The 24,167-nt window shown below is 70.4% G+C and carries 23 protein-coding genes; 15 read left to right on the top strand and 8 right to left on the bottom strand.

Annotated elements, in window-relative coordinates; translation table 11 throughout:
- Window positions 1-214 precede the first annotated feature (214 nt).
- From ACFWPS_RS00520 to ACFWPS_RS00505, 4 genes are all read right to left on the bottom strand, one after another.
- On the bottom strand, window positions 215-1,228 hold the full coding sequence (locus ACFWPS_RS00520) for an RNA polymerase subunit sigma-70 (protein ID WP_383699782.1): 1,014 nt from the start codon (window positions 1,226-1,228) through the stop codon (window positions 215-217).
- Window positions 1,229-1,247: 19 nt separating this feature from the next.
- Window positions 1,248-1,988, bottom strand: a complete 741-nt coding sequence (locus ACFWPS_RS00515; protein WP_383699266.1) for an SDR family oxidoreductase — start codon at window positions 1,986-1,988, stop codon at window positions 1,248-1,250.
- 249 nt (window positions 1,989-2,237) lie between these two features.
- Window positions 2,238-2,360 carry a hypothetical protein gene (locus tag ACFWPS_RS00510; RefSeq protein ID WP_383699264.1) on the bottom strand — a complete coding sequence of 41 codons (123 nt, stop codon included), beginning with the start codon at window positions 2,358-2,360 and terminating at the stop codon, window positions 2,238-2,240.
- Window positions 2,361-2,555: 195 nt separating this feature from the next.
- On the bottom strand, window positions 2,556-2,708 hold the full coding sequence (locus tag ACFWPS_RS00505) for a hypothetical protein (protein ID WP_383699817.1): 153 nt from the start codon (window positions 2,706-2,708) through the stop codon (window positions 2,556-2,558).
- A 63-nt stretch (window positions 2,709-2,771) separates the two neighbouring features.
- On the opposite strand from ACFWPS_RS00505, the gene ACFWPS_RS00500 reads away from it, so the two are divergent.
- The 3 genes from ACFWPS_RS00500 to ACFWPS_RS00490 all read left to right on the top strand — a co-directional run bounded on the left by ACFWPS_RS00500 (window position 2,772) and on the right by ACFWPS_RS00490 (window position 4,172).
- Window positions 2,772-2,960 (top strand): hypothetical protein, encoded by a 189-nt coding sequence (locus ACFWPS_RS00500; protein ID WP_383699262.1) that lies wholly within the window; start codon window positions 2,772-2,774, stop codon window positions 2,958-2,960.
- A gap of 92 nt (window positions 2,961-3,052) precedes the next feature.
- Window positions 3,053-3,445, top strand: coding sequence for a DUF6153 family protein (locus ACFWPS_RS00495; protein ID WP_383699260.1), 393 nt, complete (start codon window positions 3,053-3,055; stop codon window positions 3,443-3,445).
- Window positions 3,446-3,527: 82 nt separating this feature from the next.
- A complete protein-coding gene (locus tag ACFWPS_RS00490) occupies window positions 3,528-4,172 on the top strand; it encodes a DUF305 domain-containing protein (RefSeq protein ID WP_383699258.1) in 645 nt (214 codons plus the stop codon).
- Window positions 4,173-4,219: 47 nt separating this feature from the next.
- Here the strand turns inward: ACFWPS_RS00490 and ACFWPS_RS00485 are convergent, their stop codons facing one another.
- On the bottom strand, window positions 4,220-4,795 hold the full coding sequence (locus ACFWPS_RS00485; RefSeq protein ID WP_383699256.1) for a TetR/AcrR family transcriptional regulator: 576 nt from the start codon (window positions 4,793-4,795) through the stop codon (window positions 4,220-4,222).
- A 153-nt stretch (window positions 4,796-4,948) separates the two neighbouring features.
- Here ACFWPS_RS00485 and ACFWPS_RS00480 point away from each other — a divergent pair, with 153 nt between their 5' ends.
- Both ACFWPS_RS00480 and ACFWPS_RS00475 read left to right on the top strand, forming a co-directional pair.
- Window positions 4,949-5,209 (top strand): hypothetical protein, encoded by a 261-nt coding sequence (locus ACFWPS_RS00480; RefSeq protein WP_383699254.1) that lies wholly within the window; start codon window positions 4,949-4,951, stop codon window positions 5,207-5,209.
- A gap of 14 nt (window positions 5,210-5,223) precedes the next feature.
- On the top strand, window positions 5,224-5,847 hold the full coding sequence (locus tag ACFWPS_RS00475; protein WP_383699252.1) for a DUF2218 domain-containing protein: 624 nt from the start codon (window positions 5,224-5,226) through the stop codon (window positions 5,845-5,847).
- A gap of 171 nt (window positions 5,848-6,018) precedes the next feature.
- Here the strand turns inward: ACFWPS_RS00475 and ACFWPS_RS00470 are convergent, their stop codons facing one another.
- On the bottom strand, window positions 6,019-7,011 hold the full coding sequence (locus ACFWPS_RS00470; RefSeq protein ID WP_383699250.1) for a tyrosinase family protein: 993 nt from the start codon (window positions 7,009-7,011) through the stop codon (window positions 6,019-6,021).
- A gap of 171 nt (window positions 7,012-7,182) precedes the next feature.
- Between ACFWPS_RS00470 and ACFWPS_RS00465 the strand changes: the two genes are divergently transcribed.
- The 7 genes from ACFWPS_RS00465 to ACFWPS_RS00435 all read left to right on the top strand — a co-directional run bounded on the left by ACFWPS_RS00465 (window position 7,183) and on the right by ACFWPS_RS00435 (window position 15,412).
- Window positions 7,183-9,054 carry a substrate-binding domain-containing protein gene (locus tag ACFWPS_RS00465; protein ID WP_383699248.1) on the top strand — a complete coding sequence of 624 codons (1,872 nt, stop codon included), beginning with the start codon at window positions 7,183-7,185 and terminating at the stop codon, window positions 9,052-9,054.
- A gap of 113 nt (window positions 9,055-9,167) precedes the next feature.
- Complete coding sequence (locus ACFWPS_RS00460; RefSeq protein ID WP_383699246.1) at window positions 9,168-10,397, top strand: extracellular solute-binding protein; 1,230 nt, start codon at window positions 9,168-9,170, stop codon at window positions 10,395-10,397.
- A complete protein-coding gene (locus ACFWPS_RS00455; protein ID WP_383699244.1) occupies window positions 10,390-11,340 on the top strand; it encodes a carbohydrate ABC transporter permease in 951 nt (316 codons plus the stop codon). Before ACFWPS_RS00460 ends, ACFWPS_RS00455 begins: the two co-directional genes overlap by 8 nt.
- 7 nt (window positions 11,341-11,347) lie before the next feature.
- On the top strand, window positions 11,348-12,214 hold the full coding sequence (locus ACFWPS_RS00450) for a carbohydrate ABC transporter permease (RefSeq protein ID WP_383699242.1): 867 nt from the start codon (window positions 11,348-11,350) through the stop codon (window positions 12,212-12,214).
- Window positions 12,211-13,056 (top strand): ThuA domain-containing protein, encoded by an 846-nt coding sequence (locus ACFWPS_RS00445; protein ID WP_383699240.1) that lies wholly within the window; start codon window positions 12,211-12,213, stop codon window positions 13,054-13,056. The genes ACFWPS_RS00450 and ACFWPS_RS00445 overlap by 4 nt, the downstream gene beginning before the upstream one ends.
- Window positions 13,053-14,165: a Gfo/Idh/MocA family protein gene (locus ACFWPS_RS00440; RefSeq protein ID WP_383699238.1), complete on the top strand. Its 1,113-nt coding sequence runs from the start codon at window positions 13,053-13,055 to the stop codon at window positions 14,163-14,165. The genes ACFWPS_RS00445 and ACFWPS_RS00440 overlap by 4 nt, the downstream gene beginning before the upstream one ends.
- Before the next feature lie 101 nt (window positions 14,166-14,266).
- Window positions 14,267-15,412, top strand: coding sequence for a Gfo/Idh/MocA family protein (locus ACFWPS_RS00435; RefSeq protein WP_383699781.1), 1,146 nt, complete (start codon window positions 14,267-14,269; stop codon window positions 15,410-15,412).
- A 36-nt stretch (window positions 15,413-15,448) separates the two neighbouring features.
- On the opposite strand, the gene ACFWPS_RS00430 is transcribed toward ACFWPS_RS00435, so the two are convergent.
- Window positions 15,449-15,739 (bottom strand): Atu4866 domain-containing protein, encoded by a 291-nt coding sequence (locus tag ACFWPS_RS00430; protein WP_383699236.1) that lies wholly within the window; start codon window positions 15,737-15,739, stop codon window positions 15,449-15,451.
- Window positions 15,740-15,959: 220 nt separating this feature from the next.
- On the opposite strand from ACFWPS_RS00430, the gene ACFWPS_RS00425 reads away from it, so the two are divergent.
- Complete coding sequence (locus tag ACFWPS_RS00425) at window positions 15,960-17,351, top strand: amidohydrolase family protein (RefSeq protein ID WP_383699234.1); 1,392 nt, start codon at window positions 15,960-15,962, stop codon at window positions 17,349-17,351.
- Between the two features lie 74 nt (window positions 17,352-17,425).
- Window positions 17,426-19,018, top strand: coding sequence for a Na+/H+ antiporter (locus ACFWPS_RS00420; protein WP_383699232.1), 1,593 nt, complete (start codon window positions 17,426-17,428; stop codon window positions 19,016-19,018).
- Here ACFWPS_RS00420 and ACFWPS_RS00415 read toward each other — a convergent pair.
- Window positions 18,999-20,621: a glycoside hydrolase family 76 protein gene (locus ACFWPS_RS00415; RefSeq protein WP_383699779.1), complete on the bottom strand. Its 1,623-nt coding sequence runs from the start codon at window positions 20,619-20,621 to the stop codon at window positions 18,999-19,001. The genes ACFWPS_RS00420 and ACFWPS_RS00415 overlap by 20 nt on opposite strands.
- Window positions 20,622-21,216: 595 nt before the next feature.
- On the opposite strand from ACFWPS_RS00415, the gene ACFWPS_RS00410 reads away from it, so the two are divergent.
- Window positions 21,217-24,117: an alpha-L-rhamnosidase gene (locus ACFWPS_RS00410; protein WP_383699230.1), complete on the top strand. Its 2,901-nt coding sequence runs from the start codon at window positions 21,217-21,219 to the stop codon at window positions 24,115-24,117.
- The last annotated feature ends 50 nt before the right edge of the window (window positions 24,118-24,167 follow it).

Below are 24,167 nucleotides of genomic sequence, written 5' to 3'. Positions count from 1 at the left end.
GTAGGCGCTTCCGAGCGCCCCGGCTGCCGGGGGAACCGGTTTCGCGTGCCGGAGAAGGCAATGGGTGTGCGCGTAGGAGCGCCAAGGCGGTCCTCACCCCTGATGCCCGCACCTCATCCACTTGATCGGCGGAACGCCGATCAGGGGCGCAGCAGGACTGCGCCCCTAATCGCCTGCCTTGCGACGCTCAGTCCGCCATCGTCCGCTTCCCCGGTCACCGGACTTCGAGGGGGTGGGCGGTGAAAGTCGCCACCAGAGTCGGGTCGTTGAAGGCGGTGATCCGGGCGATGCGATACCCACTCAGGGTCAGGACCTGAATGCCGTAGGGCTCGTACCGTCCGTTGCCCGTGTGGTGGTGAACGATGACGGCGGGCTGACCGTTGGCACGGGTCGGCGTCATCCGCCACAGGTCCGGACGCAGGACACGGGCGGACAGGAAGCCGAGGACGGCGTGGCGGCCGGTGAACCAGGTCGGGGTCGGCGGCATCTCCATTTCGACGTCGGCGCGGAGGAGGTCCACCAGCGCGTCGGGGTCGGCGCGGGTGAAGGCGTCGACGTAGTCGTCAATGAGGCCGCGCCGGATCTGCTCGTCCGGCTCCGCCAGGTCGTCCGCGACCGGTCCGGCGTCGGCCAGGCGGGCGCGGGCTCGGCGGAGCGCGCTGTCCACGGCCGCGATCGTCGTGTCGAGGATCTCCGCCACCTCGGCCGTGCGGAACCCGAGCACGTCGCGCAGGGTCAGCACGGCGCGCTGGCGGGCGGACAAGTACTGCAGTGCGGCGATGAATGCGAGGCGCACGCCCGTCCGCGCGGCCACGACCGCCGCCGGGTCGTCGGCGCCGAACCGGGCGTCCGGCGCCGGCTGGAGCCACTTCACCGCCGGCTCACGGGGAGCCACCGCCACCTGATGGTCGTCCGATGGCGCGCCCAGTCCCGACGGCAGGGGCCTGCGCCTGCGCGTCTCGAGTGCCGTCAAGCAGGCCATGGTGGCGATCCGGTACAGCCACCGCCGTACCGAGGAACGGCCCTCGAAGCCGTCGAACGCACGCCACGCCCGCAAGTAGGTCTCCTGCACCAGGTCCTCGGCGTCGTGGATCGAGCCGAGGATCCGGTAGCAGTGCGCGAGCAGTTCGGGCCGGAACGGCCCGGTCAGGGCGGTGAACTCGGCGTTCGACGGCATCGTCGATCCTCTCCTCGGAGTGCGGTGGGGCCGCTGTGGACGGCGGTGGATGGCGTGGCCGGGCGGCGACTCAGCCGATCGGGCTCAGCCCCTCGGCGCCGAGCCGGTACTCCGGACCGCTGTCCGGGTTCCCCGCGAGCTCCACGACGGCCTTGCCGACCTGCTCCAGGGTGAGGATCGGCTGCCGCCCCTCGATGAAGGTCTCCCGATCGACGCCCACCCGCGCGGCATAGCCCGTGACCCCGACGTCGCCCACCCCGCCGACCGGGGTCATGTCCGGCAGCACCGTGACGAACCGGATCCCCGAACCGGCCCGGCCCGACTCCTCGGCACCGTACTGACGCAGGTACCGGACGGCGGCCTTGGCGCTGGCGTACCCGCCGCTGAGCGGGGAGCCGCCCAGCGCAGCCCCGCTGGACATCGACAGGACCAGGCTGCCGGGCGCCAAAGGCTCCCGCAGCGCCGCCCCGGTCCAGGTGAACACATGCCGGGTGTCCACCTCCCAGTTGCGGCTGAAGGTCTCCCAGGTCTGCTCCTGCACGGGCGCCATGTGCGGCGTGGCCCCGGCGTTGAGAACGAGCAGGCCCGGGCGGTGCGTGCGGATCACCTCCGCGGCGAGCGCTTCGTCGGTGGCGTCGGCGGCGATGGGCGTGAAACCCTCGCCGAGGTCGTCGCGTACGGCGTGCAGCTCCTGTCCGTCGCGAGCGATACCGATGACGTGGGTGCCCCTGGCGACGAGCGCGGCGGCGATCGCGCGCCCGAAGCCGCGGCCGGCACCGGTGACGACGGCGGTCTGAACGAGATCTGACATCGGAGACTCCACAGTGCTGGTCGGGTGCGGTACCAATCCAGACCAGCGGCGGGCGAGAAAACCGTCGCCCTCGCGGAAAGATCTTCTGGTGGATCGCGGGCGGATCATGCCACCGCCCGGATCGGACCGCCGCGGCGTGCCCGACCTCGCGCACCGTTCTCAGCCCAGCAAGCTGGTCACTCCGCCGCAGGTCAGAACGAGGACCCCGGCCGGAATTCGGTCGGGGGCCGCTGGGTGTGCGGGAGTGGGTCAGTGTCCGCCGATCGAGATTTCGTAGTCGCCGATCAGGTCGCCGAGGAGGGTGCCGGCGGTGAGGTCGCTCGTGACGTGGCCGGCCATGCAGAGGCGGGAGTAGAGGACTTCGTCCTGCATCCACTGGTAGTCCGTGGCCCGGTGCGGGGCGAGGGCGGAGAGGAAGGTGATCGCGGCGGCGGGGGCGGCGGACCTTGCGCAGCTCCCGCCAGACCGCGTCCCGGCGCCGGGACGGCTCTGCGGGCAGCTTGATCACGAGGACGGGCCGGCGGCTCCCAGGTTCCGTATCAGTCGCGCCATGGAATGTAGCAGGCGTTACATCTCTGGGTGTGCTGCATGACGTCGGGCATTGAGTGCCCCGGTCGCCAGCAGGCCCAGCAGCGGCACCTCGATGACGAGGCGGTAGATCACGAAGGCGTTGAAGGAGTGCCGCCCCGGTGAGCGCGGGTATGCCGAGGAGGAGCGCAAGCCGCGGCTCCTTGATCCCTACCGCTCGCCCGAACGCCGACTTCACCCCCAACCCTGCGAACGGTGCTCCAGCGCACCACCTTGCGGGACTCCTGCATCTTCTTGTGGAGCCGATCGGGCTCCGGTTTCTACGCGCTCCGGCTGACCTGGTCGGCGCTGACGTTCACCGGTCCGGCCTGCGCGGGCTCCGTCGCCGCCCTTGCCCAGAGCGGACGCCTCACGGCGCGCCGACCCCAGGCGATCACGGCGTAACGCCAAAACCGTTCCGGCCGTGGTGAACGCGAGCAAGGCCACAACCGTATGCATCACCAGCCACTTGCGACCGCCGACCCAGGACAAACCCCATGCCCGGTTCCGAGCAGCACCTCGCACGACCGCCCGTGCGGCGGTGGCAGGCGCTGCTCGTGCTGAGTCTGCTCGCAGGGCTGTTGGGCATGCACGCCCTGGCTCCCGGCGGCCTTGCCCCGGATCGTGTCCACCACCGTCTCATGGCGACCCCCCTCGCGACGGATGACGGTGACTGCTCCGGCGGCCGTTGCGGCGGATGCCTCGTCCAGCACGCCGACTCGACCTGTGTGTCGGCTGCCGTCGCCGGTGGCCCTGAACTGCCCACGCCCACGTCCGAGCCGGTGGTCCTCACCACGCAGGCCGACGCCGCATGCTCGCACCCGGCAGTGTCTCCGGACGCCACCCGCGCGCCGCCTTCTCTTGCGGAACTCCAACTCCTGCGGATCTAGAGGCCGCTCGGACACCACGCCGTCGACCGGCGCGGTGCTCACGCAGGCCAGGAACCTCTCTTCCCACCGCAGGAGTCCACACATGTCCGCAACCCCCCGCACCCTCTCTCACCGTGCCGCGCTGATCACGGTCACGGCGACCACCGCACTCGTCCTCAGCGCCTGTGGCGGCGGCACCGACAGCGGCAGCGCCGCGTCAGCCGGCGCAGCCACGTCGTCCTCCGCGGGTGCCGACACCGCCGGTGACACGTACGACGCCCAGGACGTCGCCTTCGCCCAGGGCATGATCCCGCACCACCAGCAGGCCGTTCAGATGGCGCGGCTCGCCGCCGACCGGGCGTCCTCCGCCCAGGTCAAAGACCTCGCCGCGCGGATCGAGAAGGCTCAGGACCCGGAGATCGAGACCATGACCGGCTGGCTGAAGTCCTGGGGCAAGGACATGCCGATGGCGGGCAGCTCCACGTCCTCCATGTCCGGCATGGGCCAGTCCGACATGCCCGGCATGATGAGCAGCGCCCACCTGGCCGGGCTGAAGAAGATGTCCGGCAAGGAGTTCGACACCATGTTCCTGACCATGATGATCGAGCACCACAAGGGCGCCGTCGAGATGGCCACCACCGAGAAGGACAAGGGCAAGTACGGCACCGCCATCTCCATGGCCGACGGCATCATCACCGCGCAGAACGCCGAGATCACGGAGATGAACAAGATGCTCGGCAAGAGCTGACCACGCCGTGCGGGGGCCGGTTCCGACCCCGGCCCCCGCCATCACCCTCAGCCGGCCGGACGCAGGCCGTCCACCGTGACCCGGACGAGCCTGTGCACCGCGTCCTCGGACTTCAGACCGCCCGCCGCCCCGAGGGCGTGCAGACAGAAGCCGGCCAGTTCGTCAGAAGTCACGTCGTCCCGCACCTCGCCGGCCGCCACACCCTCGGCGAGCAGGCCGCCGATGAACCCGCGCAGATGCTGCTCGGCGTGCGCGACGTGTTCCCCGCGATGCAGCAGGGCGCCGATCTCCACGTCATGGCCGTGGCGCCGCTGCTGGATGCGGGCGTACGCGTCGAGTACGGCGGTGAGCCGCTCGCCAGGGGTACCGGGCCGGTCGCGCAGCGCGGCGAGTTCCCGCAGATGGCCGGAGATCTGGCGCTCGTGCCATGCCGTCATGATCGATTCGACGTCCGGGAAGTACTTGTACAGCGTGGCCCGGCCGATTCCGGTCCCCTCGGCGATCCGCGACATCGTCACTCCGCGCAGCCCGTGCTCGGCCACCAACCCCGCGGTGACCTCCAGCACCGCGTCCCGTACCGCGCGGCGGTGCTCCTCGATCGTCTCGTTCCACAGCTTCGGCACCCGTGCAGTGTACGAGACGCCCTACTCGATACACCATGACTTGACGAAGACACTGTGTCTCGATAAATCTGGCGGAGTCAGCCAACCGGCGGACCCGAGCCCCTGCGAGGACGAGGTGAGGTTCCGTCGGCTCGGAACGGAAGGAACCAACCCATGGCAGCCTCACCCCACGGTTCGAGTACAGCCACTGCGCGCTCGCCCGACGACCTGTACGTCGCCCCGTCCCCCTGCGACATCGGCCGCCACCAGCCGGTATTCGCCGCCCTCGCCGCGTCGGGTGCCTTCCGGGGCCACGTGCTGGACGCGGGCTGCGGAACCGGCGAGCACACGCTCCTGGCCGCGCGTCCCGGCCTCGACGCCACCGCCGAGCCGGGCCATGCCGAGGCGTGGCTCATCACCGCCACCCGGACCTGACCCCGAGGATCACCATGCCGATCGCCGAAGCCCACGTCACGACCGACCGTCCCAGCCGGTATCTCGTCCAGCTCTGCAAGCACTTCAGCAACAAGGGCCGCCACCTGGGACACCGCCCGCGCAGCCACCACACCGGTGCTGACGAGACCGCCTCCGCCGCACGTCACAAGCCACTCGACATCGCCCCCGATCAGATCCGCGTCGAGTGGTCCGACACCCACGGCAGGGTCACCCTGCCCACGGGCGAGTGCGAGCTCCGGGCCGCCGAGGGCGAACTCTTCCTACGGTTCGAGGCCGACACCGATGAGGATCTCCGCACACTGCAGGACCTCCTCACCATGCACGTCGGCCGATTCGGCAGACGGGACGAGCTACGGGTGGAATGGCACGAGTCCACGGGGGTCGACCTCCCGTCCCCCGCGGGCCCGGCGTCCACGCGCCCCAGCCGTCTCGGGTGGGCAGCGCTCGCGACGCTCGTCGCTGTCGCCGTGCATCTGGGCCTGGCCGACGCGCTCCTGACAGTCTCGGACTGGACGTCCTGGGTCATTGGCACGGTTCTGGTCGTGATCCTGATCAAACTCGCCGCCGTCCTGGTCGTAGGCCGCCGACTGCACCGACGGGGCCGGCGACGTGCCTGAAGGGCACCCCGGGCCGCCGCGGCTCCGGCTGAGCAGGAAATCGGCCGGCAGGCTGACCGGGAGGACGGCCGAGAGGCAGGTGCACAGCAGGGGCTGCCTGGAGTCGGTGACGGCTGGCGCGGAGCCGAGTTCGCGGTCGGCGTCGTGCTGGGCCGGACTCCCCTGTGTGGCCTACGTGGGCAGGAGAGTCCTGACCGCTCGGCGAACGGCCGGGTCCTCGAGCAGGTGGCGCAGGTCGTCCAGCTTCTTCCCGGTGGCCGCGCCGTTCCCGACCGGCGGAATCGTGTCGTACTGGGGTGGTGTGACCACGCTGAGATCGAGGTAGTTCTTCTCTTCTTCCTCGAACTCGGGTGCCGACCAGGGCCGCATCCTCCCCGAGCCGTCCCAGGGGCCGAGCCGACGCGCGAACCACATCGGGTCCTCGGGGTCGGCGGCGCCGTAGACGGTCTGGGGATCGAACCGGGTCACGGGGTCGGCGTGCTGCCACATGGCGTACAGGCGATCGACGTTCGAGTGGAGCAGGAAGACAAACGGATCACGGAACGACGTGTGGGGTTCGCCGATGGTGCCGCCGATGTAGCCATGGGCGTCGTTGTGACTGCCTTCGAGCTTGAGCCGCATGGTGTGGTAGTCGGGGGCTGCGATGATCTCCTCGTCCTTGAAGGCGAGTTGGGGCACGCCGTCCGTCATGTCCCGGGTGAGGGTGCGCGGTGGGTCGAAGGGGTTGGCGTGCTCCGGGGCGAAGACGTTGTCGTCGCGGTAGGGGTCGGCCGTCGGGTTGTAGAAGCCGGCACTGAGCCAGGGCTCTCCGGCATCCCCTTTCTTCGAACCCATCACCGTAGGTGTGAACAGCGGGCTGGGGTCTGTCGTCCAGTCCCAGTAGTGCAGCGACAACCGTGGGTCGACAGACCGGATCGACTGCTCGAAGCGGTTGCAGAGTTCCCGATGCCATGGAACGAACTCCGGGCCGCCGTGGACATGTGTCGCCTGATGGATCTCGTCCTGCTTGAACCACAAGCTGACACCGCCGACGGGGAAATCGTCCCTGACCCCCGGATGCTTGCGGTTCTGCAGTTCCTTGATGGCGTTGATGAACGCGGTCAGTTCGTCCGCATCGACCTGGGCGATGTCGCGGCGGATGCCGTCGCCTTTGATCATGGTCATCCCTTCCGGCTGATGGGCCCGGCGAGCGCAGCGCAAGCTCGTCGGCCACGAGAGGGGGTACGGGACTTCGAACGGCTGCCGTGCAGCCTCAAAGCATGCGGACGGACCGACCGGATCCATCGACGCATACAGACCGCTTCCCAGTGAGACACACATGCCCCCGACACGCATGTGGATCAAGAACTGGCGGTGGGTCCCGCCGAGGCCCTCTGCCGACAGCGGCTGCAACCGCTCGACGGCATCATGGCGATCCAGTTCAAGGTGCTCACCGTGGCCATCCCGCTCTGGATCGTCGGTGCCACCACCGCCCCGCACCGGCTCATCTCGGGGACCATGCTCACCGGCACCGTCATCGTCGTCGCCTTCCAGGTCCGGGCCGGCCGCACCATCGATTCCCCCACCGCCGGCGCACACGCCTACCGCCGGGCAGGCGTGGCCTTCCTCATCGCCTGCTCCCCGATCTCGCTGTCCGCAGGCATACCGGCCTGGGCGGCCGCAGCCCTGCTCATCACCGCCGTGGTGATCCACACAGCCGGCGAACCACGGCACTCGGCCGCGGGCTTCGAAGTCTCCTTCGCTCTCGCCCCGCAGCACCCCACCGGCCAGTACCTGGGCGTGTTCGGCCGCGGCGCCGGCCTTGCCGAGGCCCTCGGCCCAGGACTGCTCATCGCGCTCTGCATCACCTGGGGCCGCCCCGGGTGGTACGTCGCAGGAGCCATGTTCGCGCTGCCAGGCCTGGCAGCACCACCTGCTGTCCGCTGGGCACAACACCATCAACCCGCCCGGCAGCGCCGCCCCGGTCTCCTGTTCGCTGCGGTGAACCTGCTTCTCGCATCAAGCCGGGGCTCTGAGTTGGCTGCCTGCCACCCGATCCACGGATTTTTTTTCCGCACGGCACTTGCCGTTGTTCGTGGGCGATCCCTACAGTCTCGTCGCAGTCAATCGATACGCATCGACGGCAGTCGGCAGCGGTCGTCAGCGGTCGAACCGATCGAGACGGAGGGAGGCACTCGGATGGTGACAAGCCGGGACGTGGCCCGGTTGGCGGGTGTCTCCCAGAGCACCGTCTCCTATGTCATGAGCGGGCGCCGCTCGATCTCCCCCGAGACCCGTCGCCGGGTCGAGGAGGCCATCGAGGAGCTGGGGTTCCAGCCCAACGCGGGTGCCCGCGCACTGGCCAGCCAGCGCAGCCAGGTGATCGGCCTGGTCGTGCCGTTCGCGCCGGGGGCCGACATGACGGGTGTGCTGCCCTTCATCGAGACGATCACCAAGTGCGCCCGCGAGGAGGACCACAACGTCATCCTGGCCACCGAGGACGAGGGCGCCGAGGGTCTCACCCGGCTCAGTGACCAGTCGCTGTGCGACGCGATCGTGCTGATGGAGGTCGGGTCCAAGGACCCGCGCATCCCTGTGGCGGCCGGCCTGAGCGTGCCCGTCATCCTGATCGGGGTGCCGGACGACCCCGCGGGCCTGTACTGCGTCGACCTGGACTACGCCCTGGCCGGACGCATGGCGGTGGACGAACTCGCCGCCTCCGCGCACGACCGTGTCGTCCTCCTCGGCTATCCGGGCGACGTGATGGCGCGCGACGTCAACTTCGTCCGCCGCTTCCTGCGCGGAGCCGAGGAATCGGCTGCCGCGCACGGCATCGCCTACGCCGAGGTGAGCCCGCCGGAGATCAGCCGTGCCGGCGCCGAGGCCGCCCTGGACGAGGCACTCACGGAGCCGGGGTCCGGCGACGCAGGCAGGCTCGGCCTTGTCGTCCCCGATCCCCAGTTGATCCAGCCGACGTTGCAGAGCCTGCTGGACCGCGGTCTGGTTCCGGGCCGCGACCTCTCCGTCATCGGACTGTGCACGGACCGCACGGCCGAGACCTCCACACCCCCCGTCACCAACCTCTCGCTGGAACCCAGGGACGTCTCGCGCCGCGCGATGCGGATCCTGTTCCGGCTCCTGAACCGCGAGAGCGTGCCCGCCCAGTCGCCCGTCGAGCTGGTGCCCCCGCGACTGACCCGGCGTCGGACCACCCTGCCCGCCCGCTGACTCCACGGCTCGAATCCGGGGAGTACAGGGGGCTGACGCGTCAGCACTGTCGATACGCATCGACACCCCGCGCGGTCCGCCCGAGACAGCGCCGATCGAGGAGAGAACGAGACATGGCTCAACGACGAGCATTCCTCAGGAGAACGACCCTGACGGCGGCCCTGGCGCTCCTGGCACCGCTCTCCCTGAGCGCCTGCGGCTCGGGCACCGGATCGTCCGGCGGCGCCGGCACACTGCGGGTGATGGACTACTACGCCGATCAGCCCGACAAGGGGATCTACGCGAAGGTCCTGGACGCGTGCGGGCGGCAGAACGGCGTGAAGATCAAGCGGGAGGCCGTGGCCGGTCCCTCCCTGATACCCAAGGTGCTGCAACAGGCCTCCTCGCGGACCCTCCCCGACGTCCTGATGCTCGACAACCCCGACCTGCAACAGATCGCGGCCAGCGGCGCCCTCGCCCCGATCGGCGACTTCGGCCTGTCGGCGGACGGATACGCCAAGGGCGTGGTGGACGCCTCGACCTACCAGGGCAAGCTCTACGGCCTGCAGCCGGTGACCAACACGATCGGCCTGTTCTACAACAAGGACATGCTCGACAAGGCGGGGATCAAGCCGCCCACCACCTGGGCCGAGCTCAAGTCGGCCGCGGAGAAGCTCACTTCGGGCAAGAGGTACGGCATCGCCTTCGCCGCACCGGCCACTTACGAGGGCACCTGGCAGTTCCTGCCGTTCATGTGGTCCAACGGCGGCGACGAGAAGGACATCGCCACGCCCGAGGTCGCGCAGGCCCTTCAGCTGTGGGTGGACCTCGTCAAGAGCGGATCGGCCTCGAAGTCGGTGGTCAACTGGAGCCAGGCGGACGTCGACGACCAGTTCGCGGCGGGCAACGCGGCCATGATGATCAACGGCCCCTGGCAGTTCCCGGTCCTGGACAAGGACAAGAGCCTGCACTACCGCGTCGTACAGATCCCGGTGCCCAAGGCCGGCGACACCCCGGTCGTCCCGCTGGGCGGCGAGACCTGGACCATCCCGCAGACCGGCAACGCGCAGCGCCAGGCCAAGGCGGCCAAGGTCGTCGCGTGCCTCAACTCCGACAAGAACCAGCTGGCGCTGGCCGAGCAGCGCCAGACCGTGCCGACGAAGACCGCGCTGATGGACAAGTTCGCCGCGCAGCAGCCCAGGATGCAGGCGTTCACCACGCAGGTGCGCAACGCCCGGGCCCGCACCGGTGAGTTGGGCAAGGACTGGCCGAAGGCCGCCACCAGGATCTACACCGCGATGCAGACCGCGCTCACCCAGGGGGCGACTCCGGCGCAGGCACTGAAGCAGGCCCAGGATGGCTGACGTGCTGCGGCGGGCGGTGCGGGCCGTGGACAGCGCCCCGGTGGACCGCGGACTGCGGAAACGCGGCCGACGGCACCAGTCCCAGCTGCTGTTCCTGCTTCCCGCACTGGCCTACATGGCGGCGTTCTTCGGCTACCCGGTGGTGAAGAACGTCGTCATGGGGTTCCAGCGCTACACGACGGCCACCTTCTACACCGGACAGGCGCCCTGGGTCGGGTTCGCCAACTACAAGGCCGTCGTGTCCTCGTCCGTGTTCGACAAGGCGCTCCTCAACACGGTCCTGTTCACGGCGGGTTCGATCGCGGGGCAGTTCCTCACCGGTCTGGCGATCGCCGTGTTCTTCCGCCGCAGGTTCCCGCTGAACGGCGTGCTGCGCTCCCTGCTCCTGCTGCCGTGGCTGGTGCCGCTGATCGTCTCCAGCGCGGTGTGGCGCTGGATCCTCGACCAGGACAACGGCGTACTCAACCGGTTCCTCGGTGACCTGCACCTCGTACAGGACCGCCCCGGGTGGCTCACCAGCACCTCACTGGCGCTGATCGCGGTGATCGGGGTCAACATCTGGATCGGGATCCCCTTCAACGTCGCGATCCTCTACGGAGGGCTCCAGGACATCCCCGAGGAGCTGTACGAGGCGGCGGCCCTGGACGGCGCGACGGGGTGGCGGGCGTTCCGGCACGTGACCTGGCCGCTGCTGCGCCCCGTGGTCGGCGTGGTGCTCGTCCTCGGCGTCGTCTACACGGTCAAGGTGCTGGACGTCATCCTCGGGCTCACCAACGGGGGCCCGGCGAACGCGACGCAGACCATCGCCAGCCAGTCCTACCAACTGTCCTTCCAGCAGTTCGACTTCGGACAGGGCGCCGCGCTCGGCAACGTCCTCATCGTCATCTCGCTGGTCTTCGCCTTCCTCTACCTGCGCGCGAACCGACGCGCCGTCGAGCAGTGAGGCCGTCATGACACCGATCACGCACACACCTGTCCGACCGGTCACGCACTCACCCGTCCACCGGCGGCGCTCGCGGCGGCCGTGGGGGTACACCGCGGTCGGGGTGCTGATCCTGGCCGTGATGCTGTTCCCGGTCTACTGGATGGTCAACGTCTCCCTGCAGCCGGGCAATGCCGCCGTGGGCACGTCCTGGTTCCCCGCCCACCTTGACCTCGACGGCTACGCCACCGCGCTGAGCCAGCAAGGGCCCAACCTCCTGACCAGCCTCATCGTGGCCGTGGGGAGTGTGGCGTTCAGCCTGGTCGTCGCGAGCCCGGCCGCGTACGCGCTCGCCCACGTCCACGCGCGCTGGGTCGGCCCGGCGCTGTTCGGGATCCTGATCAGCCAGATGGTCCCCGGCATCGTGGTGGCCAACGCCCTGTACAGCGCCTACAACGACCTCGGGCTGCTCAACTCGATCCCCGGCCTGATCCTGGCCGACTCCACGGCGGGCATCCCCTTCGCGATCCTGATCCTGCGGGCCTTCATGGGCAACATCCCGTCCTCGGTGATCGAGGCGGCCCGGGTGGACGGGGCGGGCCGGCTCCGGGCGTTCGTCTCGATCGTCCTGCCGATGAGCAGGAACGCCCTCATCACGGCGGGGCTGTTCACCTTCCTGTTCACCTGGAGCGACTTCCTCTTCGCGCTGACCCTGACCACGACCGAGGACGTCCGCCCCGTCACGCTCGGCCTCTACGAGTACCTCGGCGCCCACGTGAGCGACTGGAACGCGGTGATGGCCACCGCGACCCTCGCCTCGGTCCCGGCTCTCGTGCTGCTCCTCGTGGCACAGCGCTACATCGCCACCGGCGTGACCGGTGGAGCCGTCAAATGACCCGTCCCCCGGACGACTTCGCAGAAAGGCAGCACACCACTGTGACCACGTCCCCCGCATCGCCCCCGTCCCCGTCCCCGTCCCCGCTCCAGGTGACCGTGTGGGGGGAGAACCGCCACGAGAAGGTCGAAGAACACGTGGCCAAGATCTACCCGCAGGGCATGCACACGACGATCGCGGAGGGCATCAGGGAGAACCTCGGCGACGCCTGCACCGTACGCACCGCGACGCTGGACGACCCCGAACACGGCCTGACCGAGGAGGTGCTCGCCCGGACCGACGTCCTCACCTGGTGGGGACACGCCGCCCACGCCGAGGTGTCCGACGAGGTCGTGGAACGGGTGCACCGGCACGTGCTGTCGGGCATGGGCCTCGTGGTCCTGCACTCCGGCCACTGGTCGAAGATCTTCGTCAGGCTCATGGGCACCAGCTGCACCCTGCGCTGGCGCAACGAGCACGATCGCGAGCTGGTGTGGACGGTCGATCCCACACACCCGATCGCCCAGGGAGTGCCCCATCCGATCGTCGTCGAAGAGGACGAGATGTACGGGGAGTTCTTCGACATCCCGGCGCCCGACGAACTCGTCTTCGTCAGCTCGTTCACGGGCGGTGAGGTGATACGCGGCGGCTGCACCTTCCGCCGCGGCCACGGCAGGATCTTCTACTTCAGCCCCGGCGACCAGGACTACCCGGTCTACCACCACAAGGACATCCGCCGGGTGATCGCCAACGGCGTGCAGTGGGCCCGTACGGACCGGCCCGAGCGCAGCCGCCCGGAGCTGCTGCGCTACGACACCGACGACTTCTTCAACGGCAAGTCCTACTCGGGGCCGCTTCGATGACCCACCGAATCATCGGTTGCGGACCGGACGACCCCCTGCGCGTCGTGGTGGTCGGCGCCGGCTCCATGGGGCGGCAGTGGCTGGCCACCGTCAGCGCCGCACCCGAGACGGAGCTCGTCGGCATCGCCGACCTCGACCTGGCCGCCGCCCGGCGGGCCGCGGCCGGCCTCGGCCGGCCCGGCCTTCCGGTCGGCTCCGACGCGGTCGCGGTCGCGGCCGGCACCGGCGCCCAGGCGATCGTCAACGTGACGGTTCCGGAGGCACATCACCCCGTCACCACCGCCGCGTTGTCCGCCGGGCTGCCCGTCCTCGGCGAGAAGCCGATCGCCGACACCCTGGCCCGCGCCCTGTCCCTGGCAGCCGCGTCCGAGGCGAGCGGCGAGCTGTTCATGGTGAGCCAGTCCCGGCGCTGGAACCCCCAGCTGTTCACCCTGCGCGGGATGCTCGGGGAACTCGGTGCGATCGGCACGCTGACGACCGAGTTCTTCAAGGCTCCGCACTTCGGCGGTTTCCGCGAGGAGATGGCGTACCCGCTGCTGGTCGACATGGCGATCCACGCCTTCGACGCGGCCCGTTTCCTGCTCGGCACGGATCCGGTCGCCGTCTACTGCCATTCGTACAACCCGCCATGGAGCTGGTACGAGGGTGACGCCGCCGCGAGTGCCGTCTTCGAGATGGCGGGCGGGGCACGCTACGCGTACAACGGCAGCTGGTGCGGTCCGGGCGCCGAGACGTCGTGGAACGGGACGTGGCGGGCGAGCGGCGAGAAGGGCTCGGCGCTGTGGGACGGCGACAACGAGCCCGTGCTCGCCGCCGACGTACAACCCGCCGAGCGGCCCCGCTCCCCGTACTCCGACATCGCCGGAGCGCTGCGGGTCTTCGTCGAGTCGCTGCGGACCGGCGCTGTGCCCATGGGCGAGGTGCACGAGAACGCCATGAGTCTGGCGATGGTCGAGGCCGCGGTGCTGTCGGCCCGGACCGGACAGCGCGTGCTCGTCGACGACGTGCTCGACCAGGCGTACGCGGCGGCCCTGCGCGACGAGAACCGCCCGGACGTACGTGCCGCCCTCGCCGGCTGGCCGTCGGTTCGCGGCGCCCTCGTCCCGTAGAGCCGTCGCCCCCCACGCCCTGTAGAACCCACCGAGACGGAGACCCCGTGCCACGCCCCTCTCCCGCCCCTGTTCCCGGCCGCCCCCGCCTCGGGGTGGCGATGATCGGCCACTCGTTCATGGGAGCCGTGCACTCCCAGGCCTGGCGCACCGCCCCCAGGGTGTTCGACCTGCCCTTCGCCGTCGACATGACCGTCGTCTGCGGCCGTGACCCGAAGGGTGCGGCCCGGGCGGCCGAGCGGCTGGGGTGGGGTGACTGGGCGGACGACTGGCAGCAGGTCGTACGACGCGACGACGTGGACGTCGTCGACATCTGCACCCCCGGCGACTCCCATGCCGACATCGCGATCGCCGCCCTGGCCGCCGGCAAGCACGTGCTGTGCGAGAAGCCGCTGGCGAACACGGCCGACGAGGCCGAGCGCATGGCCGCCGCCGCGCAGGTCGCGGCGGAGTCCGGCGTCCGGTCGATGGTCGGCTTCAACTACCGGCGCGTGCCCGCACTGGCGCACGCCGCGTGGCTGATCGCCGAGGGCTGGATCGGCGAGGTGCGGCACGTCAGAGCGCAGTACCTGCAGGACTGGATCGTCGATCCCGAGTTCCCGCTGGTGTGGCGGCTGCGCAGGGAACGGGCCGGTTCCGGGGCGCTGGGGGACCTCGGGTCGCACCTCGTCGACCTGCTCCAGCACCTGACCGGAGAGCGGCTCACCGGGGTGTCGGCGACACAGGCGACGTTCGTCGCCGAGCGACCGCTGCCCGAGGAGGCCGGCGGGCTCTCGGCGCGGGCCGGGACCCGGCGCGGGAAGGTGACCGTCGACGACGCGACCGCGTTCACCGGCCGGCTGGAAGGCGGCGCACTCGTCGTGGTCGAGGCGACGCGCTTCGCCACGGGGCGCAAGAACGCGATGCGGATCGAGGTGAACGGAGCACGGGGCTCGCTCGCCTTCGACTTCGAGTCGATGAACGAGCTTCTGCTGTACGACGCCGCCGACCCGGAGACGGAGGCGGGATTCCGCCGGATCCTGGAGACCGAGCCGGAACACCCGTACCTGAGTGCCTGGTGGCCACCCGGTCACGGACTGGGCTACGAGCACGCGTTCGTCCACCAGGTCCACGACTTCCTGACAGCGCTGGCGGACGAGGGAGGCGACCCGCGCCCGTCGTTCGCCGACGGCCTGCAGGTCCAGTACGTCCTGGAGGCCGTCGAACGCAGCGCCGCGGACGCGTCTCGCTGGACGAGCATCCGCTGACCACCGGGCACCACCACCCATGCGCGGGCCACGCGCTCACCTCACGTCGACCGGCCCGGCGGGCTCGTCGGCCTGGCGGTAGAGCACCAGGTGTTCGTGGTGGAGAACGCCGTCGAGGACGTCGCCGGTGGCGGTGAAGCCGGTGTCGTCGACGTAGTCGAGGTGGTTGCCGGTCACGGTGTAGCTGCCGGTGTAGGCGCTCGGGCGGTTGCCGCGGGCTTCGTCGTAGCGGCCGTTCGGCAGCAGTTCCTGGCGGATGAATCCGTCGGCGGTCACCCACATCCCGACGTACGGATGCGGGTCACGGGGCGTGTCGTCGCTGGTCATGCTTCTACGGTCAGCCCGGCGGCCGGTGCCTGCCAGGCCGCCGTCCCCCCAGGCGGGGGCCTCCTGGGTGCCGCGCACCCAGCATCGCGAACCGGCCGGATCGTGGGTGCCCCGCACCTAGGGACAGAGCGGCCTGGTTCCGGTTCCGCCGCGCGACGAACCTGATGGTCAGGCGGCTGCCGCAGCCCCTTCCCCCCGCCGTACCGAAAGAAGAGCCCTCGTGAACCTCAACGACACCACCAGCACCGCCGTACTCGAAGAGCTCCGGCGCCGGCCCGCCGACCGGCGGCGCATCCTGTTCACCGGCGCCACCGTCGTCACCATGGACCCCGCCCTCGGTGTCATCGACGGCGGCGACCTCCTCGTCGAGGGCGACACGATCACCGCCGTCGGCCCCCACCTCGACGCCGCGGACGCCGTGGCCGTCGACGCCACCGGCACGATCCTCACCCCCGGATTCGTCGACACCCACCGGCACGCCTGGGAGGCCCAGCTGCGCAGGATCATGCCGGACGTCGACGACCTCGGCGGCTATGTGATCGCCACCCTGGCCGGGTACGCCACCGTCTACCGGCCCCAGGACATGTACACCGGCACCAGACTGGCCGCCCTGACCGCGATCGACAGCGGCATCACGACCATGCTCGACTTCTCCCACAACTCCCGGACCCGCGAGCACTCCGACGCCGCAGTCGAAGCCCTGCGCGACACCGGCATCCGTGGCGTCCACGCCTCCATGGGCCCGCACTTCGGTGACTGGGACCGGCAGTGGCCCGGCGACCTCACCCGCCTCAGGGACCGGTACTTCAGCAGCGACGACCAGCTGCTCACCCTGCGCCTCGCGACCCTGGCCACCGACGAGATCGCCGGACCCGCACTCGCCTACGGCCCCCGACTCGCCCGAGTCGCCCAGGAGCTGGGCATCGGGGTGAGCGTGGACGCCGTCTTCGGCACCGCCTCCTCGGACGAGGTCCTGCGGTGGGCCAAGGACGGCATCCTCGGCCCCGACGTCACCCTCATCCACGCCACCGGCCTGACCCCCCAGGCATGGCAGGCGATGGGCGCCTCCGGCACCACCGTGGCCCTCGCACCGACCTCCGACGCCCAGATCGGCCTGGAGACCGCGATCCCCGCCGTCGACGAGGCCCTGTCCGCCGGCATCCGCCCCGGCCTGAGCATCGACGTCGAAGTCGCCCTGGCCAGCGACATGTTCACCCAGATGCGGGCCCTGCACGCCATCCAGCGGATGCGCGCGGTCAACGCCGTCCATGGCACCGACCGGCAGCCCTCCCGCATCACCACCCACGACGTCCTCGACTTTGCCACCCTCCAGGGCGCCCGCACCAACGGCCTGGCCGGCGTCACCGGTTCACTCACCCCGGGCAAGAAGGCCGACCTGCTGGTCATCCGGGCCGAGGACCTCAACAACATGCCGCTCAACGACCCGATCGGCACCATCGTGCTGGGCTCCGACGCCCGCAACATCAGCGCCGTCCTCATCGACGGCGAGCCCCGCAAGTGGGACGGACAGGTCCTCGACGTCGACCTGCCCGCCCTGCGTGCCGAGGTGCACGCCTCGCGCGAGTACGTACTCAACACCCCGGCCGTCTAAGAGCGTTGCCCATCCCCGTTCCGTGATCCCGCGGCCGCTCCGTGCCACACGTACGCACAGCGAAGGAGTCCGCCATGGCAAGCCTGGAACTGATCGCCGTCGTGGCCGTCGGTGTCCTCCTGATGGGCTGGCTGTCGCGTCGAACGGGCCTGAGCGAACCGCTTCTGCTGCTCGGTGCGGGCTGCCTCGTGGGACTGACACCGCCCTTCGCGTCGTTCGCGCTGTCCCCCGAGGTCGTCCTGTTCCTCTTTCTGCCCGCCCTGCTGTACTGGGAGGCGATCACCTCCTCGGTCCGCGAGATCCGCGACAACTTCCGCAGCATCGCGCTGCAGTCCACCGGACTGGTCCTGGCAACGGCCGTCGCCGTCGCGGCCGTCGCCCATGCGCTGGGCTACGGCTGGCCCGTCGCCTTCGTCCTCGGCGCCGTCCTGGCCCCGACCGACGCCGCGGCCGTAGCCGCCGTCGCCAGGGCCATGCCGCGCCGCATCCTGACCGTGCTGCGCACCGAGAGCCTGCTGAACGACGGCACCGCGCTGGTCCTGCTGGCCGTGGCCGTCGATGTCCTCACCGACGAGCGGCCCTTCTCCTGGTCGGGCACGGCGCTCGCCTTCGCCGAGTCCTACGCCGGCGGAATCCTGGTCGGCGGCGCGGTCGCCCTGCTCCTGATCCCGGTCAGGCGCCGGTTGCCCGACCCCCTGCTGCACAGCGTGCTGAGCGTCGCCACGCCCTTCCTGGCCTACCTGCCCGCCGAACTCCTGCACGTGTCCGGCGTCCTCGCCGTCGTCACCTGCGGCCTGGTGACCACCCGGTTCGGCCCTCGTGTCATCGGTCCCGACGCCCGTATCCAGGCCGTCGCCTTCTGGGAAGTGTCCAGTTATCTGCTCAACAGCGCGCTGTTCGTCCTCGTCGGTATCCAACTGCCGTCAGCAGTGCGTGCGTTGACCTCAGTCTCCTTGATCCGGGCGACGTTCGCCGCCCTCGCCGTGAACGTCGCCGTGATCGGGACCCGGATCGCGTGGTTCTACTCGGTCCCCTATCTGGTCAGGATCCTGGACCGGCGTCCCCGGCAGCGCGAGCGCCGGATATCCGGACGTCAGCGGCTGCCGCTGGCGTGGGCGGGAATGCGTGGCGCCATCTCGCTGGCCGCCGCGCTCACCGTGCCCGCCACGACCGCCGGGGGACATGCCGTCGGGCAGCGTGACGCCGTCGTGTTCCTCACCACCGTCGTCATCGTCGTCACCCTCACGGTCCTCGGTCCCACGCTGCCGGCCGTGGTCCGCCGGGCCCGTTTCCCCGAGGACACGGACAAGAACGCCGAACTCACCCTCGTCCGCTGCCGTTTGAGCAGTGCCGCCCTGCACGCCCTGCCGGAGCTGGCGGAACGGTTCGGGGTCCCCGAGCAGGACACCCGGCGCATGGTCCGGGACATCGAGGACCGTACGGCCCCCGCTCCCGCCACCGCGCGACGCCAGGAGAGCCTACGGCGACTCGAACTCGCCCTGCTCCAGGTCAAGCGGGACACGCTCACGGACCTGCGCGACGCCGGCCGTATCGACGACATCGTCCTGCGGACCGTCCAGCGGATGCTCGACGTGGAGGAGGTCCGGCTGAGGGGCAAGGCGAGTTCCTCGTCGGCCGGTTCCACCGTCACCCCGCGGCGGCGGTAAGCGCTTCGAGGGCACTGGCCTGGGTCCGCCAGTCGGTCTGGTTCGGGCTGGTGCCGGCCCAGCGTTCACCGAGGGCGTTGAGAGAGGTCCGGTCCTGCGCCCACAGGGTGTCCGCCTGCTTCTGCACGTAACTCCGGTACGTGCCGGTGCCGGTGGCGGTCGCCAGGTCGGCGAGGTTCCGCAGGAAGATGCCCTTGAACTGCTTCTGGTTGTCGTCGCAGGACGCCGAACCGACGTCGCAGGACTCGGTGAGCACTCCACCGACGGTGAGCGCCGGGCTGCTGATCGCGGCATCGGCCAGGGTCCGCGCGGTGGTCAGCAGCGAGCTGTCCCCGGTGGACTTCCACAGTTCGGTGAAGCCGCCGATGGCCAGCCCCTGGTTGTAACTCCACACGGTGGAGCCGTTGTTGGCGCATGCGGAGGTCAGGCCGTCGTTCACAAGACCCGAGGAGTCGATCATCCCGCTGGCCTTGTACCAGGCGGCGGACGTCTTCGCCCGCTGGAGCCACCCGGTGTCGCCCGGGATGCGCTGGTGCAGTGCGGTGGTCAGCCACAGGTACTGCCCGTTCGTCACGGCGTTCTTGTAGGTCCGCTCGCGGTCCCACCACACGCCACCGCCGCAGGTGCCGGTGTCCCAGTACTGCTGGATGTAATCGGCAATGGTGACGGCCTCGTTGAGATACCGGGAGTCGCCGGTGTAGTCGTACGCGTCGATCCAGGCGATGGCCCACCAGCCCGAGTCGTCGATGGAACGGCTGATGAAGTCGCCCTCGATCGCGTCCGAACTGCGCACCCCGGCGGCGAAGGCGCCCTTGTTCTGGTCGAAGGTGCGGGCGATGGCCCAGTCGTAGTCATGCGTGCCGGTGGTCTTCTCGAAGTCGACGAGGGCGGTGAGGGCGGCGGCCGAGTTCCACCAACTGCCGGTCCACCAGCCGTTGTAGGGGTCGTAGGACGTCATCAGCGCGTCCGCCGCCGCGCGCGCCCTGGCCGGTGCGGGCCTGACCCACGCGGTGCAACTGCCCTCGTTGTGGCTCGCCTCCCGGCCGCAGGCGCGGACCGCACCGCCGTAGAGGAGGCCGCGCGGGTCGCGGGTGGCGTACATCGCGGTGCGGGTGCCGGTGGCTCCGGACGGGGTGGCGGTGCGGCCGAGGGAGGAGCCGTCCGGCCAGGTCGTGCCGCCGTCCCAGGAGCGGTCGAGCCAGATCTCGTCACCTGCGCCACCGGTGTCGATGCTCGCCCAGGCCGTGGAGTTCCGCTGGTCGACGTGGAGCCGGATGGTGCGGCCGTAGAGGGTGGTGGACGGTACCGGCTGGTCGTCGCCGGCCGCCTGGCCCGCGCTCGTGCCGTCGCAGAGGGTGTCGCAGACGGTGGGGTAGACCCAGTTCGTGCAGCCGACCCCTGCCGCGTCGCCGCAGGCCCGGACCAGCCCTCGACGGTGGTTTCGGGGGTCGGTGATGTTGTACATCAGCGTCCTGGTGCCGGTCCAGGTGCCCGGGATGCTCGCCTTGCCGAGCAGCCCCTCCCAGGTCGCGCCGCCGTCCCAGGACCGGTCCAGCCACACCGAGTCCCCGGCCACACCGTCGTCGATGCTGGCCCACGCCATGTCGTCCGCGTCGGAGACATGCAGTTCCAGGCGACGGCCGTCGAGGTCCTTGTCCGGTACCGGGAAGGTCTCCTGCCGGGCCTGCGACGGGTCGAGCGTGTCGCAGGCCAGTACGCAGACCTGGGTGGCGGCGGACGCGGGGGTCGCGGCCGGCACCAGGGCGGCGAGCGCGAGCGCGGCCGCCGGCAGGAACCGGAGAAGACGTGGTGTGACAACGATGTCTGAGCTGCGTGAGGACACCGGGACTCGCCTCGATTTCACATGGGGGACGACGGTCGGCGCGCATGACTGGGGCCTGCGGCTCTGGTCGAGCCGGGCCGGAATCGAGCACTGGTCCACACCTGTCAACGAGGCAGTGAACCGGCTTGGCGAGGCCCTGTCAATGCCGCAAGGGCACCCTGTTCCAAGGGAATTGGGAGGCGGCCACGACGGGTTGACACCCGGATTTCCGGCGCCCATCATCGGTGGAACTTCGGCGAGGCTCCTCGTGCATCCACCTGTCGCAACCAGCACGAGGCTTCGTACGGCACGATTTTGAATCGTTTCAGATGCCGCACTCCCCCAGGCATCCGCACCCCCCACCCAGGAGGTCTCCATGCGCCGTCGATCACCGCTGGGCAGACCGCCGGGCCGGCATCATCTGCTCGGCCTGGCCGTCGTCGCGGCCACCACGCTCACCGTGGGCCCCGCCCCGTCCGCCGACATCGTGCCGGTGTCCGCGACGGGGACCTCGACGGGCGTCCGGGCGGCGGCGGTCGACCCCCTGAACTACTCGCCGACCTCACGCACCCTCAAGCCGACCGCCGTCCACCGGACGTCCGGCAGCGTCGCGAACCCGCAGAACGTGCTGAGCGGACAGCCGACCCGGATCTCCGGCTCGCAGTCGGCCGTCACCCTCGACTTCGGCAAAGAGGTCGGCGGCCTGGCAACGTTGTCCTTCGGGAGCGTGAGCGACAGCGGTCAACGGGTCGGGCTGGCCTTCAGCGAGTCGTCCCTGTACGCGGGCAACAACAGCGATCGCAGCAGCGGCCGCGACGGCGAGGACGGCGCCCTCTACGCCACCGCCTCCGCCAACGGCACCTACACGGTGCCCACCGCCCGACTCCGGGGCGGTTTCCGCTACTTGACGGTCTTCCTCGACACCTCGGGCTGGGTCGACCTCAACGGCGTCAGCCTCGCCTTCACCGCGGCACCCGGGAAGTCCGACCCCGCCGACTACGCCAACTACTTCCACTCCAGCGACGACCTGCTCAACCGCATCTGGTACGCCGGGGCGTACACGGTGCAGCTGAACACGATCGCCTCGAACCAGGGCCGTGCCTGGCCCCCGCCGGCCTCGGCGTGGGACAACGGCGCCACCGTCGGGGTGGGGGACTCCGTCCTGGTCGACGGCGCCAAGCGGGACCGCACGGTGTGGCCCGGCGACATGGGCATCGCGGTACCCACGCAGTACGCGTACTCGGGCGACCTCACCTCGACCCGCAACGCCCTCACGACGATGTACGACGCGCAGTCGGCGGAGGGCGAAATCCCGTGGTCGGGGCCGCCGTTCAACCTCACCGGCTCGGACACCTACCACACCTGGACGCTGCTGGGCACGTCGACGTACTACACGTACACCGCCGACCGGGCGTGGCTGGACTCGGAATGGGCCGACTACAAGCGTGGGATGGCCTTCATCACCGGCAAGATCGACGGCAACAGCCTGCTCAACGTCACCCGCACCCAGGACTGGGCCCGGGTCGGACAGGGCGGTGAGAACATCTCCGCCAACGCGTTGCTGTACGCCGCACTCAGGGGCGGCGCGACCCTGGCCACGGCCGAGGGCGACAGCACGCTCGCCGCGAGCTGGACCGGCAAGGCGGACGCGATCAAGGCCGCGGCCAACTCCCTTCTGTGGGACGCCTCGAAGGGCATGTACAAGGACAACCCCACCAGCGGTCTGTATCCGCAGGACGGCAACTCCCTCGCGGTCTGGTACGGGTTGACCGACTCCACGGCCAAGGCGCGGAGCGTTGTCGCGGGGCTCGGGAAGAACTGGGGCGCGTACGGCCCCACCACCCCCGAATGGGGCGGCAACGTCTCGCCCTTCGCGGGCGGCATGGAGCTCAACGCCCGCTTCACGGCGAACGACGACTACACCGCACTGGACCAGATCCGGCGCACCTGGGGGCACATGCTCGACAGCGACATCGGCACCGGGAGCACCTTCTGGGAGGGCGTCAAGGCCGACGGCGGGCTCGCCTACGGCGGTTCGTTCATGAGCCTGGCCCACGGCTGGTCGTCGGCGCCCACCTCCACGCTCACCTTCGACGTGCTCGGCACCGCACCGGAGTCGGCGGGCGGTGCCTACCGCTTCGTCCCGCACCCCGGTGACCTGACCAGCGCCGAGGGCCGTATCACCCTGCCCCAGGGCGCCGTCGACGCCTCCTGGTCCCGTGATCCCGCCGCCGGCACCTACTCGGCGCAGCTGACCAGCCCGTCCGGCACCACCGGCCGTATCGGCGTCCCGAAGTCCGGCGGCGGCAACGTCTCGGTGTCCGTGAACGGCACCGTCGTCTGGAGCAACGGAACCTTCACGCCCGCCTCCGGCATCACCGGCGCGAGCCAGGACGACACCTACGTCTACCTCACCGGGGTCGCCCCGGGCAGCTACACCGTGACCGCCACCGGCCTCGGCAACCCCACCGCACCCGCCGACCCCGCCACCACCGGCACGCTGCGTGCGGGGTACACCCGGTGCGCCGGCGAGGGTGGCACCTGCTCCTTCAGCGGCACCCGCTCGGTGGCCTACGGCGCCGGGACGTACACGTACAAGACCGTGACCGACAGCACCGCCTGCGCCAACGACTCCTTCGGCGGCGACCCGGCGCCGAATCTCGTGAAGTCCTGCTACGTCTCCGACGCGGGCGGCCCGCCGGGCTACACCGTCTGCGCGGCCGAGGGCGGCACCTGCGCCGTGCCCGGCTACAACCGTGACGTCGTCTACGGGGCCAACGGCAACTTCGTGCACCAGGTCGCCAACGGCTCCGTCGCCTGCTCCAACGCCCACTTCGGCGACCCCGTCGACGGTGTCGCCAAGTCCTGCTACCTGCCGCCCGCCGGAGCACCGGCCGGGGGCTGGACCAAGTGCGCGGACCAGAACGGCACCTGCCCGGCCGCCGCCGGACAGCCGGTGAGGTACGGCGCGTTCGGAGCGTTCACCACGCTGACGGCCACCGGCGACACCCCGTGCACCGACGCGAAGTTCGGCGACCCGATACCCGGCGAGTCGAAAGCCTGCTACACCGCCGGCGGGGGCCCGGCCGGTTACGCCACCAACTGCTCCGACGAGACCGGGACATGCGCCTTCAGCGGACAACAGACCGTGGCCTACGGCGCCCGGGGCACCTTCGTCTACAGAACGTTCTCCGGCGGAACCAGTTGCACGACGACGGCGTTCGGCGGCACGGACCCGCTGCCGGGCGTGCGGAAGGGCTGTTACCTCACCCCCTGACCACTCCGGCAGCCCGCGCCCGCCCGAGTCCGGCGGGCACGGGCTGGCGG

The organism is Streptomyces sp. NPDC058457 (assembly GCF_042720695.1).
GTDB lineage: Bacteria > Actinomycetota > Actinomycetes > Streptomycetales > Streptomycetaceae > Streptomyces.
This window is presented reverse-complemented; position numbering and strand designations above follow the sequence as displayed.

Excerpts from the sequence above, each read along its gene's own strand:
- ACFWPS_RS00515 (WP_383699266.1), bottom strand. The coding sequence starts at position 1,988 with ATGTCAGATCTCGTTCAGACCGCCGTCGTCACCGGTGCCGGCCGCGGC.
- ACFWPS_RS00510 (WP_383699264.1), bottom strand. The coding sequence starts at position 2,360 with ATGCAGGACGAAGTCCTCTACTCCCGCCTCTGCATGGCCGGCCACGTC.
- ACFWPS_RS00495 (WP_383699260.1), top strand. The coding sequence starts at position 3,053 with ATGCCCGGTTCCGAGCAGCACCTCGCACGACCGCCCGTGCGGCGGTGG.
- ACFWPS_RS00490 (WP_383699258.1), top strand. The coding sequence starts at position 3,528 with ATGTCCGCAACCCCCCGCACCCTCTCTCACCGTGCCGCGCTGATCACG.
- ACFWPS_RS00480 (WP_383699254.1), top strand. The coding sequence starts at position 4,949 with ATGGCAGCCTCACCCCACGGTTCGAGTACAGCCACTGCGCGCTCGCCC.
- ACFWPS_RS00475 (WP_383699252.1), top strand. The coding sequence starts at position 5,224 with ATGCCGATCGCCGAAGCCCACGTCACGACCGACCGTCCCAGCCGGTAT.
- ACFWPS_RS00470 (WP_383699250.1), bottom strand. The coding sequence starts at position 7,011 with ATGACCATGATCAAAGGCGACGGCATCCGCCGCGACATCGCCCAGGTC.
- ACFWPS_RS00460 (WP_383699246.1), top strand. The coding sequence starts at position 9,168 with ATGGCTCAACGACGAGCATTCCTCAGGAGAACGACCCTGACGGCGGCC.
- ACFWPS_RS00455 (WP_383699244.1), top strand. The coding sequence starts at position 10,390 with ATGGCTGACGTGCTGCGGCGGGCGGTGCGGGCCGTGGACAGCGCCCCG.
- ACFWPS_RS00450 (WP_383699242.1), top strand. The coding sequence starts at position 11,348 with ATGACACCGATCACGCACACACCTGTCCGACCGGTCACGCACTCACCC.
- ACFWPS_RS00445 (WP_383699240.1), top strand. The coding sequence starts at position 12,211 with ATGACCCGTCCCCCGGACGACTTCGCAGAAAGGCAGCACACCACTGTG.
- ACFWPS_RS00440 (WP_383699238.1), top strand. The coding sequence starts at position 13,053 with ATGACCCACCGAATCATCGGTTGCGGACCGGACGACCCCCTGCGCGTC.
- ACFWPS_RS00435 (WP_383699781.1), top strand. The coding sequence starts at position 14,267 with ATGATCGGCCACTCGTTCATGGGAGCCGTGCACTCCCAGGCCTGGCGC.
- ACFWPS_RS00430 (WP_383699236.1), bottom strand. The coding sequence starts at position 15,739 with ATGACCAGCGACGACACGCCCCGTGACCCGCATCCGTACGTCGGGATG.
- ACFWPS_RS00420 (WP_383699232.1), top strand. The coding sequence starts at position 17,426 with ATGGCAAGCCTGGAACTGATCGCCGTCGTGGCCGTCGGTGTCCTCCTG.
- ACFWPS_RS00415 (WP_383699779.1), bottom strand. The coding sequence starts at position 20,621 with ATGGCGTGGGCCAGCATCGACGACGGTGTGGCCGGGGACTCGGTGTGG.
- ACFWPS_RS00410 (WP_383699230.1), top strand. The coding sequence starts at position 21,217 with ATGCGCCGTCGATCACCGCTGGGCAGACCGCCGGGCCGGCATCATCTG.